Origin of the sequence: Clostridium sp. Ade.TY (assembly GCF_000498355.1) — a bacterium.
In the GTDB taxonomy this organism is placed as follows: Bacteria; Bacillota; Clostridia; order Clostridiales; family Clostridiaceae; genus Clostridium.
This window is the reverse complement of sequence record NZ_AVSV01000013.1, coordinates 47,306-63,110: the sequence shown is the minus strand read 5'-3', so window position 1 is coordinate 63,110 and position 15,805 is coordinate 47,306. Positions and strand designations below refer to the sequence as shown.

Sequence of the window (15,805 nt, the reverse complement as noted above, 5' to 3'; positions counted from 1 at the left end):
TCGATTAAATTAGTGTGCATTATTTTTTTATTTATATTAAAACAATTACATATATAGTATAATTGTTTTAAATTATTCAATTAAAGGAAGGGTTTTATGAGTAAAATAAATGAAGTCTATCAAGCTTTATTAGATATTCAATCTAAAAATAATTCTGGAATAAAGGCTCAAGAACTTAGTGAGTATATGAAGCTAAATAGGGCAAATGTATCAAGATATTTAAATAGTTTATATAGTGATGGTAGAGTAAAAAAAGAAGAAGGGCGTCCAGTAAAATATTTTATTATAGATGAACTTAAGGCTGATGATGAAGTAGAGAAAAAGAAATTAATTAAAATGAATTCAGGCGAAAATAGCTTAGATTTAATGGTAGGAGCAAATCAAAGCTTACAAGTTCCAATACAACAAGCAAAAGCAGCTATGTTATATCCACCTAGAGGATTACATACTTTAATACTTGGTGAAACTGGTGTTGGAAAATCAATGTTTGCAGAACTTATGTATCAATTTGCAAAGGAAGAAAATCTTCTAAGTAAAGATGCACCTTTTATAAGATTTAATTGCGCTGATTATGCAGACAACCCACAACTTGTAATGGCACAAATATTTGGTGTGAAAAAAGGTGCTTATACAGGGGCAGATAGTGATAAAGATGGATTACTTAAAAAAGCAAATGGTGGAGTTATGTTTCTAGATGAAATTCATAGATTATCTCCACAAGGACAAGAAATGTTATTTACATATATAGATAAAGGTCACTTTAGACCACTTGGTGACACTGATAATCCAATATATTCAGATGCTCAAATTATTGCGGCAACAACAGAAGAACCGAAGTCATATCTTTTAAAGACATTTACAAGAAGAATTCCTATGACAATAACTTTACCTTCTTTGAAAGAAAGAAGTGCTTCAGAGAGATATCATCTTTTAGAGCAATTTATAAAAGCTGAATCTCATAGGTTGGGAGAAAGTATTTATTTTAATAAGAATGCTTTAATATCATTTTTATTATATGATTGTCCAAATAATATTGGGCAATTAAAGAGTGATATTCAACTTGCTTGTGCAAAAGCTTTTTTAAATTATAAGGCAAATAGTAAGGAATTTATAATAGTAGATCAAAGTGATCTTCATCCAAGAGTTAATAAAGGATTAATGAAATTACAAGAGCATAGAAATGAGATAAATGAACTATTAGGAAATGCTCCAGATATTTTAAGATTTTCTTATAATGATGATAATATAATAGATATAAATGATGAAGGAGATAATTCTAAGGGAGAATATTTCTACGATATTATAGAAAACAAACTTGAATATCTTAAAAAGAGGGGTATGGAAGAATCGGAAATAAGTGAAATAATAAATATTGATATAGAAAGTTATTTTAAAAAGTATATAAGAGATTTACCAGAAGAGGTAAGAAAAGATGAAATTACTAAGATTGTAAGTGAAGATATAGTTAATATAGTTGAAGAAATATTAGATATGTCATCTAAAAAGTTAAATAGGCATTATGATGAAAAAGTATATTTTGGATTAGCACTTCATTTACAAGGAAGCTTAGAGAGAATAAGACAAGGTAATAAAATATATCATCCTAAATTAAACTTTGTTAGGGTACAATATGCTGATGAATTTATGGTAGCAATGGAGTCTGCTAAAAAAATAGATGAAAGATTTAATGTTGAAGTTCCATTAGATGAAATAGGATATTTAACAATGTTTTTAGCCGCAAGACCATATGAAATAGATGAAAAAAAATCCAACAAAGTTGGAGTAATTGTAATAATGCATGGGCATTCAACAGCATCAAGTATGGTTGAAGTTGCAAATAAATTAATTGGAGAAGAGCATGTACATTCCTTAGATATGCCATTAAGCATGAAGGCAGAAAAGATGTATGAACTTGCAAAAGAAAAAGTTAAAGCATTGAATGAAGGAAAGGGTGTATTATTACTTGTTGATATGGGTTCATTAACTAATTTTGGAGAAATGATTAAAGATGAGACAAACATAAAAGTTAAAACTGTTGATATGGTAAGTACTCTTACTGTAATTGAAGCTGGAAGAAAATCTTTAAATGGAAGAAATTTAGAAGAAATATATAGGTCTTGTCAAGAAATTAGTAGATTTGGAGTTAATAGAGGAAGTGTATTAGCAAATAAAAGAGAAAAGTTAATAATAACAACTTGTTTTACAGGAGAAGGTTCAGCTAAAAAATTAAAAGAACTTATGGTTAACAAGATAAATAATAATATAAAAATAAAGGCTTTAAATACATTAGATAGAGATGATTTTGTAAAGACAGTTGATATGCTTAATGAGCAATATCATATAGTTGCAATAGTAGGATCTATTAATTTAAATATAGAAGGTATACCATTTATAGGAGCTACTGATATATTAACTGGAGAAGGCATATATAAAATAAATGAATATATAAGTGAAGAAGAAGACTTTCAAAAAATATCAGTATCTATTGATTCTCAAATTAAAGAAGTAAACGGGAATAATTTAGTAAAATCATGTAGAGATGCAATTTATGAAATAGAAGAAAATTTAAATATAAAAATATCTCATGAAGTTACAGTTGGTATTGTAATTCATATTTGTTTCTTAATTGAAAAAATATTAAAGGGCGAAAAGAGAAAAGTTTTTGATGATTTAAATGAGTTTAGAAATAAATATAATAAGGAATTTATATTAATTAGACAAAGTATACGAAAGTTAGAATTAGATTACAATGTTAAAATAAATGAAGATGATTTGGCTTTCATTGTAAAAATGCTAATAGAAAATGATGAGTCTGTGTAGAGTGTAAATAGTGTGTAAAAATAAAATATCTGTAGTGTGTAAAGCAAATGCACACTATAGATTCTTTTTATATCTTCTGAAAACCCTTACATAATGACGTTTTTTAGAGATTTATATTTAAAATATATTTTTAGAAAAAATATATCATATTTTGGCATGCAATTTGCTTTATATAAAAGTGTAAAGAAAAAAGTTAAAAAGAAAATTTATTATAAAGATATATAAGATTTTATCTTAAGGAGGAATAGATTATGAAAAAAATAGTATTATGTTGTTCAGCAGGAATGTCAACTAGTCTTTTAGTAACTAAAATGGAAGCAGCAGCTAAAGCACAAGGTATAGAATGTGAAATAAATGCATACTCAGAAGCAGATGTTAAAAATCATGAAGATGGAATGAATGTATTATTATTAGGACCACAAGTTAGATTTTTATTAAATAAGATGAAAGAAAAATATAATCCAATGGGAATACCAGTAGAAGTAATCAATACAGTTGATTATGGAACAATGAATGGAGAAAAAGTTTTAGCACACGCATTAAAATTAATTGATGAAAAATAATTTTAATACTAACAAAGGGAGTAAAGATATGGAACAAATAATTTTAAATTTAATCATGCACAGTGGAGAAGCTAGAAGCTATGCAATGGAAGCTATATCACTTGCTAAAACAGGAAATATAGAAGGTGCTAGAGAGTTAATAGAAAAGTCAACTCAGGAATTAGGTGAAGCACATCATTCTCAAACAAGCTTAATACAAGCAGAAGCAAATGGAGAAAAGGCTGAATTTTCATTATTATTAATTCATGCACAAGATCACTTAATGACAACAATGACATTAAAAGATTTAGCCAATGAAATAATTGACATATATGAAAGGTTATAATTAAAATTTTTATTTTGAACTCTAATGGTTGCATTAGAGTTCATTCACTATATGTTAAAGGGAGATAAGAATTATGAAATATATTATTGGTGTTGATGGTGGTGGAACTAAAACAGAAGCTGTAGCTTATAGCTTAAATGGAGACGTTTTGGATATAAGTTTAAAGGGATTTGGAAATTTACTTAATGATGAAATTAAAGCGTTAAATAATATAACGGAGTCAATTAATGATTTAATAAAAAAAATTGGAAAAGAAAATTTACAAGGAATATATCTTGGTATAGCTGGAGCAGAAGCTAAGGGAAATGAAGAAAAAATAAAAAATTCTATAAAAGAAAAATTTGATATGGAATCAGTTGTTATAAATGATGGACATTTGGCTTTAAAGGCTTTATTAAAAGGTGAAGATGGAATATTAGTTATTGCAGGTACTGGCTCAATAGCATTTGGAATAAAAGATGAAGAAGAAGTAAGATGTGGTGGTTGGGGTCATATTCTTGGAGACGAAGGTAGTGCTTATAAAATAGCAATAGAAGCTTTTAAAAGGATGATTTATGAATATGATTTTGGTCTTCAAAAAAGTAATCTTTCAAAGGAGCTTTTAAATGAACTTAATGCAAATGATGTAAATGAAATTATAGGATTTATTTATGAATCAACTAAGGATGAAATAGCAAGTTTTGCAAAAATTGTTTCAAAGCATGCAGAAGACGGAGATGAGTATGCTAAGGAATTATTAGAAAAAGAAGGGATAGCTCTTGCAAAAGATGCAGAAAGAGTATTTAGAAGATTGAAATTTAAAAGCTGTAAAATTGGACTTGTTGGTGGAGCAATAAGAAGGTCAAAAATATTAAGAGAAGCTTTTGAAAATTATTTAAATGAAAAAATAAATGTAATTGAGTTTGTAGATGATGATAATGTTTCAGCTGCAAAAGGTGCATATTATATACATATGAAGAATAATTAAAATTTATGGAGGGTATAAATTATGAAAAGATTTGGTATTTCAGTATATCCAGGACATTCAGAGATGAGTGAAATATTAGATTATATAAATCTTGCAGCTAAATATGGTTTTAAGCGAATTTTTACTTGTCTTTTATCAGCAGAAGGAAAATCAACTGAAGAGATAGTTAAAGAATTTAAAGTTATGTTAGATACTGCTAATAAAAATGGAATGGAAGTTATAGCAGATTTAGATCCAACTATATTTAATAATTTAGGAGCAAGTATAACAGATCTTTCAGTATTTAAAGAGATGGGGCTTAGTGGAATAAGATTAGATATGGGATTTGCAGGAAATGAAGAAGCTATAATGACTTTTAATAAATATGGATTAAAAGTAGAACTTAATATGAGCAATGGTACAAAATATGTAGATAATATAGTTTCATATAAACCAAATATAAATAATTTATATGGATGTCATAATTTTTATCCACATGTTTATACAGGTCTATCATATGAACATTTTATGAAATGTAGTAAACAATTTAAGGATTTTGGAATAAATACGGCAGCATTTATTAATTCAAGTGAAGCAAAATTTGGACCGTGGCCTGTATCAGAGGGGTTATGTACATTAGAGATGCATAGAGACATGCCTATAGTTGTTCAAGCTAAGCATTTAATAGCTACAGGTTTAATAGATGATATTATAATAGCAAATTGTTTTGCATCAGAAGAAGAACTTAAGTCATTAAGTCAATTAAATAAAGAAATGTTAGAACTTACAGTAGAACTTGAAAATGGTATACCAGAGCTTCAAAAGAAAATAGTTCTTGAGGAATTTCACTTTAATAGAGGTGATGTATCAGATTATGTTATAAGATCAACTCAAAGTAGGGTGAAATATAAAGGTGAAAGTTTTGAACCATTTAATACTGTAGATATGAAAAAGGGTGACATATTAATAGAATCAGATCTTTATACAAGATATGCTGGTGAACTTCAATTAGCTAGAAAAGAAATGAAAAATAGTGGTAAAACAAATGTTGTAGGAAAAGTAATTGAAGAAGAACAATTCTTAATGGATTACATTGAGCCATGGGGTAAGTTTGGCTTTAAAGTAAAAGAGGTGTAGATATATGAATAACAAAGGAATAAAGATTGTTACTATAGGTGGAGGTTCAAGTTATACTCCAGAATTGGTAGAAGGATTTATAAAAAGATATGATAAACTTCCAGTAAGAGAATTATGGCTTGTTGATATAGAAGAAGGAAAAGAAAAGCTTGAGATAGTAGGAAATCTTGCAAAGAGAATGGTTAAAAAAGCAGGAATTCCAATGGAGATACATTTAACATTAGATAGAAGAGAAGCTTTAAAGGATGCAGACTTTGTTACAACACAAATTAGAGTTGGACTTTTAGATGCAAGAATTAAAGATGAAAGAATACCATTAAGTCATGGAATAATAGGACAAGAAACCAATGGTGCAGGCGGCATGTTTAAAGCCTTAAGAACAATTCCTGTAATATTAGATATAGATAAAGATATGTCAGAACTTTGTCCAAATGCTTGGATTATAAATTTCTCAAATCCAGCAGGTATGGTTACAGAAGCATTAATAAGGTATGGAATAAACAAAAAAGTTATAGGACTTTGTAATGTACCAATAGGAATGGAAAAGGCAGCAGCTAATATGTTAGGTGTTGATCATTCAAGAGTAAGATTTGATTTCTTTGGATTAAATCATATGGTGTTTGGTAAAAATATTTATGTTGATGGAGAAAATGTAACTAATAAAGTTATTGATGCGATAGCTGAAGGAAAATTAGGATCAATAGTTAAAAATATAAAAGACTTTGAATGGGATGCTGATTTTATAAAATCATTAGGAATGATGCCTTGTCCATATCATAGATATTATTTCCAAACAGCTGATATGCTTGAAGATGAATTAAAAGAATTTTCAAAAGGTGAAACAAGAGCTGAAGTAGTTAAAAGATTAGAGGCTGATCTTTTTGAATTATATAAAGATGAAAAATTGGATGTAAAACCACCACAACTTGAAAAACGTGGAGGAGCATATTATTCAGATGCTGCTTGCAGATTAATATATTCAATTTACAACGATATGGGAGATATACAACCTATTGATGTAAGAAATAATGGGTCTATAGAAGGGTTAGATGATGATTCTGCAGTTGAGGTATCATGTATTATAACAAAAGATGGGCCAAAGCCTATAGCTATGGGTAAAATACCAGTAGAAGTAAATGGATTAATACAAACAATAAAATCTTTTGAAAGATTAGTTGTTGATGCAGCAGTAAGTGGAGATTACAATAAAGCTTTAATGGCTCTTTGTATAAATCCATTAATACCATCAGAAAAAATGGCTAAAACTCTTTTAAATGAATTATTAGAAGCTCATAAAGATTACTTACCACAATTTAAATGGTATTTTGATAAATAAAAATTAAAGTTTAAAAGATGCAATTAATATTGCATCTTTTTTTAGATTAAATATAAAAATTTTATAATAAGAATAAAATTATTTAAAGAATATTTTAATTGATATTATAGAGTTTTTTAATTAAATGATTATGATATAATTTTATTTATATAATTTTAATTATAAATTTTGGAGGTAAAAATGAGTGTAAAAGTAGTAACTGATAGTACTAGTTATATACCTAAAAATATTAGAGAAGAATTAGGTATAGAAGTAATTTCATTAAGTGTAATATTTGATGGACAAGGTTATAGGGAATTAGATTTAACAAATGAAGAATTCTTTAAAAGAATGGATGAAAGTGGAGAAATACCAACATCATCACAACCTACTGTATCAGAAGTGAAAGAAACATTTGAAAACATTATAAAACAAGGTGATAAAGTTGTAGGAATATTTATATCATCAGATATGAGTGGAACTTATCAATCAGCCAAGATGATTAAAGATATGATATTAGAAGAATATGAAAATGCAGAAATAGAAATCTTAGATTCAAGAAGTAACTGTATGCAAATGGGTTATGCTGTAATTGAAGCTGCAAAGGCTGCTAAATCAGGGGCAGATATATCAGAAGTTGTAGCTAAAGCAGAAAATGTTATTGAAAATAGTAGATTTTTATTTATACCAGAAACACTTAAATATTTAAAAAAAGGTGGAAGAATTGGAGGTGCTGCTGCACTTTTTGGAACTATATTAAAGATTGTTCCAATACTTACTGTAGTAGATGGTAAAACTACAGTTTTTGAAAAAGTTAGAACAAGAAAAAAAGCAATAAATACTATGATAAATCAAATGTTTGAAGATATTGAAGAAAAAGAAATTGGTGGAATTACAGTACATCATATAAATTGTATAGAAGATGGAAATAAATTAAAAAATGAAATACAAGATAAGTTAAAAGAGAAAGGTATAGAAATAAATATAATTGTACAATCTATTGGACCTATTATTGGATTACATGTTGGTCCGGGAAGCATAGGTATTGCATATTATACTAAAAGTTAGAAATAAAAAAGGGGGGGCTAGAATGAATAAAATATTGAATATAGATAAATCATTTTATAAAAAGGTTGCTATTATAGCACTACCTATTGTTATACAAAATTTTATAACATCATCTTTAAATATAGTAGATACTATGATGATTGGTAAACTTGGAGAAAATGAAATTGCAGCTGTTGGAATAGCAAATCAATACTTTTTCTTACTTAGTATATTGATGATGGGATTATTTAGTGGAATAGGAATTTTTATATCTCAATACTTTGGAAAGAAAGATGATAAGAGTATTAAAAAATTAGTTGGGATAGGAATTATATGTGCAATTGTAATAGGTAGTATATTTACTATAATAGCTCAAATGTTTCCAGAAGGAATAATGGGAATATTTAATAAGGATTCAGAGGTTATAAAACTTGGAGCCGATTATCTTATAATAGTATCACTAAGTTATATATTTACTACAATTACATTTAATTATGGAATAGCACTAAGGTGTATAGAAAAAACAACTATACCTATGATAGCAAGTTCAATTGCCTTAGTAACAAATACTGTGCTTAATTATATACTTATATTTGGACACTTTGGAATGCCAGAACTTGGTGTTAAGGGTGCAGCAATTGCTACATTAATAGCAAGAATAATTGAGTTTTTAATAACTATAGGTTATGTTTATTATAGTAATGATATTTTATCAGGAAAGTTAAAAGAATTATTTTTATTTGAATCATCTTTCGTAAAGAAAGTATATTTAACAGTTCTTCCTGTTGTTTTAAATGAGGCATGTTGGGGATTTGGAGCTGTTATGTATAATATTATTTATGGAAGAATAGGAACTCAAGCAATTGCATCAGTACAAATAGCTACAACTATAAATAATTTATTTATGGTAATTATTTTTGGTATAGGAAATGCTGCTTTAGTTATGGTTGGAGCACAAGTTGGAAAGGGAGATGAAGAAAGGGCTGATGAGTACGGAAAAAATTGTATTAAGCTTGGATGTTTAATAGGACTTATTATAGCAATAGCATTATCTCTTTGTGCAAATTCAATTATATCTATATATGATGTTTCAGAACAAGTTAAGATTTGGTCAAGGTATATAATATATGCAACATCTATAGTTATGGTAATAAGAGTTTATAATATAATATCAATAGTAGGAGTAATGAGAGGTGGAGGAGATGTTAAAGCTTCATTTCTTATAGAAAGTATAACTATGTGGTGCATAGGTGTACCTCTTGCATTGTTAGGAGCATTTGTTTTTAAATTACCAGTTTATTTAGTTTATGCTCTTTGTACATTTGAAGAAATAACTAAGGGGATTGCTTGTTTCAAAAGAATATCTTCAAGAAAATGGATAAAAAATTTAGTATCTGAAGGATAAAGTTAGAAGAGGGGTTTATGGAAAATATAATATTATATATAATTGCTGTTTTTTTTATAATAGGAGCAGTTGACTACTTTTTAGGAAATAAATTTAAACTTGGAATATGCTTTGAAGAAGGCATAAAAAATATGGGAGCTTTAGCTATATCAATGGTTGGAATTATATCTTTAACTCCAGTTATTGCAACTTGGATTCAAAATGCATTAACACCAATTTCAAATTATATAAGTATAGATCCATCTATATTTGTATCAACTGTAATTGCTATTGATATGGGAGCATTTAGTATAGCAAATGATATAGCACTAAATAGTAATATGGTTTATTTTTCAGGAGTTTTAATGGCGTCTATATTAGGGTGTACTTTAAGTTTCACCCTGCCACTTGCTCTTGGAATTATAAAAAAGGATAGTTTAAAAGAATTTTTCTTAGGAATTATATTTGGTATGTCAGTTATTCCATTAGGATTATTTTTAGCAGGACTATTTTTTAAAATACCTATCAATATTATATTATTAAATTTAATTCCATTATTTGTAATTTCATTTATTATGATTATAGGTATAGTTTACTTTAAGGATTTAACAATAAAAATATTAAGCAAACTTTCAAAAGGAATTTTATTTTTAAGTATATTTGGATTTGCTATTGTAGGCTTTCAACAAATATCAGGTGTTATTATTTTTAAAGAATTAATGCCACTTAAAGATACGTTATCCATAGTAGGGAATATTGCTATATTTTTAGGCGGAGCATATGTAATGTTAGAAATTATAAATAGATGTTTAAATAAGTATTTACAAAATATAGCTAATAGATTTTCAGTAAATAAATATTCTATAACAGCGTTAATTGGAAGCTTAGCATCAGCAATAATAATATTTACTTCATTTGATAAGTTAGATAATAGAGGAAAAATATTATGTAGTGCTTTTTCAGTTAGTGGGGCATATGTGCTTGGTGGACAACTTGGCTTTGTGGCAAGTGAGGCAAAGGAGGTTATAGGAATTTATATAGTCACAAAATTATTTTGTGGAATATTAGCATTGATTGTAGCTATGATATATTTAAATAAAAAAGTTAAATCATAGTTTTAGAAGGGTTGATTTTATGAATAATAAAGTAAAAACTGTAATAATAGCTATAATTACAGTAATTGTTTCTATACTTATAATAAACTTTTTTAGTAGAGATAGAGAAAATATTGTAAGTGGAACTATGACTGTAATTACTGATAGTAAGACTAATGAATATGTATCTAATCTAGCTGAAAGTTATATGAATGGACATAGTAAGACTAAAATAAATGTTGAGCGTATAGATAATATAAAAGATTTAGAGAATAAAGTTAAAGCAAGTAAAGATGAAAATTCTCCTAATATAGCAATCTTAAATAGTGATGAAACAAATTATTTGAAAAAAAATTATAATATAAATTTTGAAGGTGAAGGTGATTTGTTAAATACATATAAAAGAAATTTTACACAAAGTAGTCTTCAAAAAGTAACTATTGATGGAAAAGAAGTTGGAATTCCATTAACAACTAATCCTTTAGTATTATATTTAAGAGAAGATATATTAAAAGAGTATGGATATACAAGTTCTGATATAAATACATGGGATGATTTTATAAAAATATCAAAAAGTATTTACGAAAAAAGCAAAGGAAAGTATAAGGGATTAAGTGTAATAGGTAAAGATTATAACGACCTTATAGAGCTTCTTACTATGCAAAACATGGATTATTACAGTAGTAAAGAGGATATTATAAAAGCTGTAAAAAAAGATTATAAAAACTTAAATGATAATAAAGTGTTAGCAAGAGAAAATGATGATTTTTTTGCGATAGTTTCATCAATAAATACTATGAAAATACTTAAGAACTTAGATAAAAAATGTGAATGGACTGCTAATGATCCTCCTGCTTACAAGATTGGTTCAAATAAATTTTTTGTATCAGATGGATATAGTGCATTTGTTATAAATAAAGATGAAAAAAATAAGGATGTTATTGAGAGTTTTTTAGAATATATGATTACAAATACAGATATAGCTTTAGATTATGCTATTAAAGGAGATTTATTTCCAAGCTATGTTTATGCTTATAATAGTAAAGAAATAGAAAATGGAATGAAAAATTTCATAGGAAAGAGCCCTCTTGTTGTTATGAGTAACATATCAAAGAAGGCTCCAAAAATTAAAAATTATAAGTTATATGAAGAAATAAAAAAAGAATTATTGAATTAAAGATTTTAAAACTTCTTCATAAGCATTAAGTGTATTAAATGCTGTTTGCCTCCAAGAAAATTGGAGGCTTCTTTTATATGCTTTTTCTTCTAGTTTAACTCTTTCTTCTGTATTTTCTAGAAGTTTAAATATATTTTGAGATAAGCTATCATTGTTTGCAGGATTAATAAGGATGGCACAGTCATTTGTAACTTCTGGTATTGATGTTGTATTTGATGTTATAACTGCAGTTTTGCAACTCATTGCTTCAAGAGGAGGAAGACCAAAGCCTTCGTAATAAGAAGGATATACAAATAAGTCAGCACCGCTATATAAAGTTGGAAGAAATGAATCTTCAACAAAGCCTGTAAATACTATATCATCAATAATATTTAAATCCTCGGCATACTTTTTCAAATTAAGTCCTTCATCTTTTAATGAACCTACTAATAGTAGTTTATATTTTTTAGTTAGGTCTCCTTTTATCCTTTTAAATGCATCAAGTATTCCTTTTACATTTTTTCTAGCACTAAAACCTCCTATATACAATAAATATGGAGTATCAAAATTATAGTTGTTATTCACAATTTTTCTTGATATTTCCTTATCACGAGGATAAAATTCGGAATTTGTGGATAAATGAGTAACAAATATTTTATCTTCTGGATAACCTTTGAAAAATTTTAAAATATCTCTTTTGGAGTATTCTGAAACTGTAATTATACCTTTCGAATTTTCTATTATATCTGGCATGGTTTTTAGAAATCTTTTTAAATATGATTGTCCAACTGTTTCAGGCATTATATATGGAATTAAATCGTGAATTGTAACTACAGTATTTATGTTTTCAGTTAATGGTGAACCAATGCCATTTTGAGGAATATGATATAATTCTAAATTTTTTTCTAATATAAGATTTGGAATATAATATTTATCAAAAAAGTTAGAGTGTCTTCCTGAACAATGAACAAGTTCTGTATTATTGTTTATAAAGCTTGAATCAACTTGCCCTGTCCATATAAGTGTAAATAATGAGTCTTTATCTAAATTAATCATTTCAGAAATTAAATTTTTAGTATAAGTGCCTATTCCTGTACCACCATGTAAATTAATACTTCTAGAATCTATACATATTTTCATTAAAACACCTCGAATTAGCTATATATTATAAAATATTATGAATAACATATTTTGTGAATGAAATCACATTAAATTAAATGAACTCATATAATGAAAAATGAATAATCACTGGAGTGTAGTTTATGTGTGAAAATAGTGTGAAGTTAGTTATTGAAAGGGAATATGGAATAGAAGTTAAAAATATTGTAAGACATAAAAATACTTATAAAATAAATGGAGATAATGGGTATTGCTTTAAAGTTTTAAATTATGAATTTGGACATTCATATTATATAATCTCATCTATAAAACATTTAAATAATAAAGGCTTAGATAGTGTACTCAATATAATTAAGACAAATAAAGGTTTGGATTATGTTGAATTAGATGATGGGGGATATGGATATTTAACAGAATGGTTTGAATCAAGAGTAAGCAATCATAACGATTTAAATGAGCTTAAAAGTTTATCTAAAGAATTATCCAAATTACATTTAGCAAGTAGGGATTTTACTATAACTCCTAGAATGAGACCAAGAATATATTGGTTTTCATGGATTAATGTATTTAAAACTAGAAAAGAAGAAATAATTGATTTTGCTAATATAATAAATAGAAAAACTTATAAAAATAAGTTTGATGAAGTATTTTTAGAAAATTTAGAAGAACAATTAGAAATTGCAGATAAAAGTATTAATGGGCTTATAAATAGTAATTATGTTCAGATAATGGAAAAGCATATGTTAAAGAGAGAGTTTTGTCATCATGATTATGCAAATCATAATGTTTTAATAGGAAAAAATAATGAAATTAAAATAATAGATTTTGATTATTGTATATTAGATAGTCATATTCATGATTTAGCATCATTACTTATAAGGGCTATGAAATATAATAGATGGGATGAAAAGAGAGCAAATTTAATATTGGAAAGTTATTCAGAAAATATAGAGGTAACTGGAGAAGAATTAAACCTTATAAAAGAATTTATAAGATTTCCTCAAGATTTTTGGCAAAGAGGACTTCAAATGTATTGGGAACAACAACCATGGGGAGAGGAATTTATTTTAAGTAAGCTTAATAAATATTTAGAAGACAGAAAATATAGAGATGAGTTTATAGAAAAATTTTTTTGATAAGGGGAGAAGTGAATGAATGAGATAGCTTTAAAAAATTATTTACTAGAAAAAGATGTATATTTAATTGGAGATTATTTTAAAAAGAGTACTTCTAAAATAAATGTATCATCACAAATTGATGTAATTATTAAATTACAAAATGTTCTTATGGGATATCATGCAATAGAAAAAAATAGTATATTAAGTGAAATAGGTAAAAGAGTAGATAGGCTAATTGTTACTAATAAAAAATTAGAAAATGCTATATCAAAAAATGATTTTTATGGAAGATTAGTACTTGCTAGGACAAAAATTGAGCTTGATAAATTAGATAAGTTATACCTTGAAAATATATATAAAAGAGGTATGAATAAAGATGAAATGTGTATAGAAAAAGTTGATGAGGCAAATTTAAGAGTAACGGAAAAGGTTGAAGTTGGCAAAATTAAAAAGATTTCATTTAATATAATTGAGGAAGATTTTATAAATTACCTTTTAAAAATAAAAAAGAGATTTAAGAAAGATGATTTAATAGCTTATTCAGAAGAGTATGTGAAAAAGAATAATTTAAGTAAAGAAAGTTTTGACTATATAAATTGCATAGTTAATATTCCGCATGAGAGCATTAAATATTTATATAAAAATAGATTTAATTTAAATGACTGTAAGGATGATATTAAGAAGATTGTAGAAAAGGAACTTGAATTTTAAGGAGGACTATTATGGGGAAAGATAGATACTCAGAAAGAAAAAATCTTTGTAGATATGACCTTAGTAAAAAATTCTTTGATGAAATTGGAATAAATATTTTAGATGTTACACCACTTAGAAAATTATTTATGTTAACAACAGAAGATGGTAAAAAACTTTTAAAAAAAGTTGATTATAATGAAGATAAAATAAACTTTATAGGAAGAGCTATTGAATATGTTCATGATGATTTTAAAAATATAATGAGTATGAATAAGCTAAATAAAGATAAGGAATTTATAAATTGGAATGGTGAAAATTATATATTAATGGATTTAATAGAAGGAAGAGAGGCATCTATAAATAATCCTTTAGAACTTGAAATGTGTATTGATGCGGTTGCAAAGCTTCATAAAGCATCTTATGGAATAACTAATTATTTAAATACAAAAAATACTATGTGTATATATGGAGAGGATTTATTTAATTATTATAAAGAAGCAGAAGAAGATTTATTGGATATAAAAAGATGGGTTAAATTATATAATTATAAAAATCAGTTTGATGAATTATTTATTGAAACTTGTGATGAATATATATTTGAATTATCAAAAGCCAGAGATATGCTTTGGATTAGTGAATATGAGAAGCTTATAGAAGATGATAAGTTTATATCCCTTTGTCATAATGATCTTGCAAATCATAATTTTATAATAAATGATTCAGGAGTAAATATAATAGATTTAGATTATTCAACAGTTGATTTAAGAGCGTTAGATATTGCAGACTTTATATTAAAGTGGATAAAAAATAGTGCATTTAGTATTGAAAAGTGTAAAAAAATTATAGATACTTACAATAAAACAATACCACTTACAGAAGGAGAGTATAAATTAATTTATATATTTATGAGTTTCCCAAGAGATATATATTCTATAATAAAATCTTATTATCATAAAAATAAGGAATGGGATGAAGAAATATTCCTTCATAGATTTAAAACAAAGTTAGAAAATGATATATTTAGAATAAAGTTTTTAAATGATTATAAAATGCTTTATGAAGAAGAATTATCTAAATAAAAAGGGTGC

14 protein-coding genes are annotated in these 15,805 nt (G+C 26.5%); 13 read left to right on the top strand and 1 reads right to left on the bottom strand.

The features are described from left to right. Window positions 1-96 precede the first annotated feature (96 nt). From O212_RS0104730 to O212_RS0104685, 10 genes are all read left to right on the top strand, one after another. Window positions 97-2,820: a sigma-54-dependent transcriptional regulator gene (locus O212_RS0104730; RefSeq protein ID WP_024613995.1), complete on the top strand. Its 2,724-nt coding sequence runs from the start codon at window positions 97-99 to the stop codon at window positions 2,818-2,820. Between the two features lie 251 nt (window positions 2,821-3,071). Further along, entirely contained in the window at window positions 3,072-3,383 is a 312-nt protein-coding gene (locus O212_RS0104725) for a PTS sugar transporter subunit IIB (protein ID WP_024613994.1), read from the top strand. Window positions 3,384-3,411: 28 nt separating this feature from the next. Further along, window positions 3,412-3,708, top strand: coding sequence for a PTS lactose/cellobiose transporter subunit IIA (locus tag O212_RS0104720; RefSeq protein ID WP_024613993.1), 297 nt, complete (start codon window positions 3,412-3,414; stop codon window positions 3,706-3,708). Window positions 3,709-3,781: 73 nt separating this feature from the next. Next, a complete protein-coding gene (locus tag O212_RS0104715; protein WP_024613992.1) occupies window positions 3,782-4,675 on the top strand; it encodes a BadF/BadG/BcrA/BcrD ATPase family protein in 894 nt (297 codons plus the stop codon). Between the two features lie 21 nt (window positions 4,676-4,696). Then, window positions 4,697-5,791, top strand: a complete 1,095-nt coding sequence (locus tag O212_RS0104710; protein ID WP_024613991.1) for a MupG family TIM beta-alpha barrel fold protein — start codon at window positions 4,697-4,699, stop codon at window positions 5,789-5,791. A 4-nt stretch (window positions 5,792-5,795) separates the two neighbouring features. Then, window positions 5,796-7,127, top strand: coding sequence for a 6-phospho-beta-glucosidase (locus O212_RS0104705; RefSeq protein ID WP_024613990.1), 1,332 nt, complete (start codon window positions 5,796-5,798; stop codon window positions 7,125-7,127). A 180-nt stretch (window positions 7,128-7,307) separates the two neighbouring features. After that, entirely contained in the window at window positions 7,308-8,174 is an 867-nt protein-coding gene (locus tag O212_RS0104700) for a DegV family protein (protein ID WP_024613989.1), read from the top strand. Window positions 8,175-8,196: 22 nt separating this feature from the next. Continuing rightward, window positions 8,197-9,558 carry an MATE family efflux transporter gene (locus O212_RS0104695; protein ID WP_024613988.1) on the top strand — a complete coding sequence of 454 codons (1,362 nt, stop codon included), beginning with the start codon at window positions 8,197-8,199 and terminating at the stop codon, window positions 9,556-9,558. Window positions 9,559-9,575: 17 nt separating this feature from the next. Beyond that, window positions 9,576-10,652, top strand: a complete 1,077-nt coding sequence (gene eutH, locus O212_RS0104690) for an ethanolamine utilization protein EutH (RefSeq protein WP_024613987.1) — start codon at window positions 9,576-9,578, stop codon at window positions 10,650-10,652. 19 nt (window positions 10,653-10,671) lie between these two features. Continuing rightward, window positions 10,672-11,808, top strand: a complete 1,137-nt coding sequence (locus tag O212_RS0104685) for an ABC transporter substrate-binding protein (protein WP_024613986.1) — start codon at window positions 10,672-10,674, stop codon at window positions 11,806-11,808. Here the strand turns inward: O212_RS0104685 and O212_RS0104680 are convergent. Continuing rightward, window positions 11,797-12,927, bottom strand: a complete 1,131-nt coding sequence (locus tag O212_RS0104680; RefSeq protein ID WP_024613985.1) for a glycosyltransferase family 1 protein — start codon at window positions 12,925-12,927, stop codon at window positions 11,797-11,799. The two genes, O212_RS0104685 and O212_RS0104680, sit on opposite strands and share 12 nt — an antisense overlap. Before the next feature lie 122 nt (window positions 12,928-13,049). On the opposite strand from O212_RS0104680, the gene O212_RS0104675 reads away from it, so the two are divergent. Genes O212_RS0104675 through O212_RS0104665 form a run of 3 tightly spaced genes read left to right on the top strand, consistent with a single transcriptional unit; the run spans window position 13,050 to window position 15,796 of the window. Continuing rightward, window positions 13,050-14,042: a CotS family spore coat protein gene (locus O212_RS0104675; RefSeq protein WP_024613984.1), complete on the top strand. Its 993-nt coding sequence runs from the start codon at window positions 13,050-13,052 to the stop codon at window positions 14,040-14,042. A 15-nt stretch (window positions 14,043-14,057) separates the two neighbouring features. Further along, window positions 14,058-14,735: a hypothetical protein gene (locus tag O212_RS0104670; protein WP_024613983.1), complete on the top strand. Its 678-nt coding sequence runs from the start codon at window positions 14,058-14,060 to the stop codon at window positions 14,733-14,735. Between the two features lie 11 nt (window positions 14,736-14,746). Further along, window positions 14,747-15,796 (top strand): CotS family spore coat protein, encoded by a 1,050-nt coding sequence (locus tag O212_RS0104665; RefSeq protein WP_024613982.1) that lies wholly within the window; start codon window positions 14,747-14,749, stop codon window positions 15,794-15,796. Window positions 15,797-15,805 lie beyond the last annotated feature (9 nt).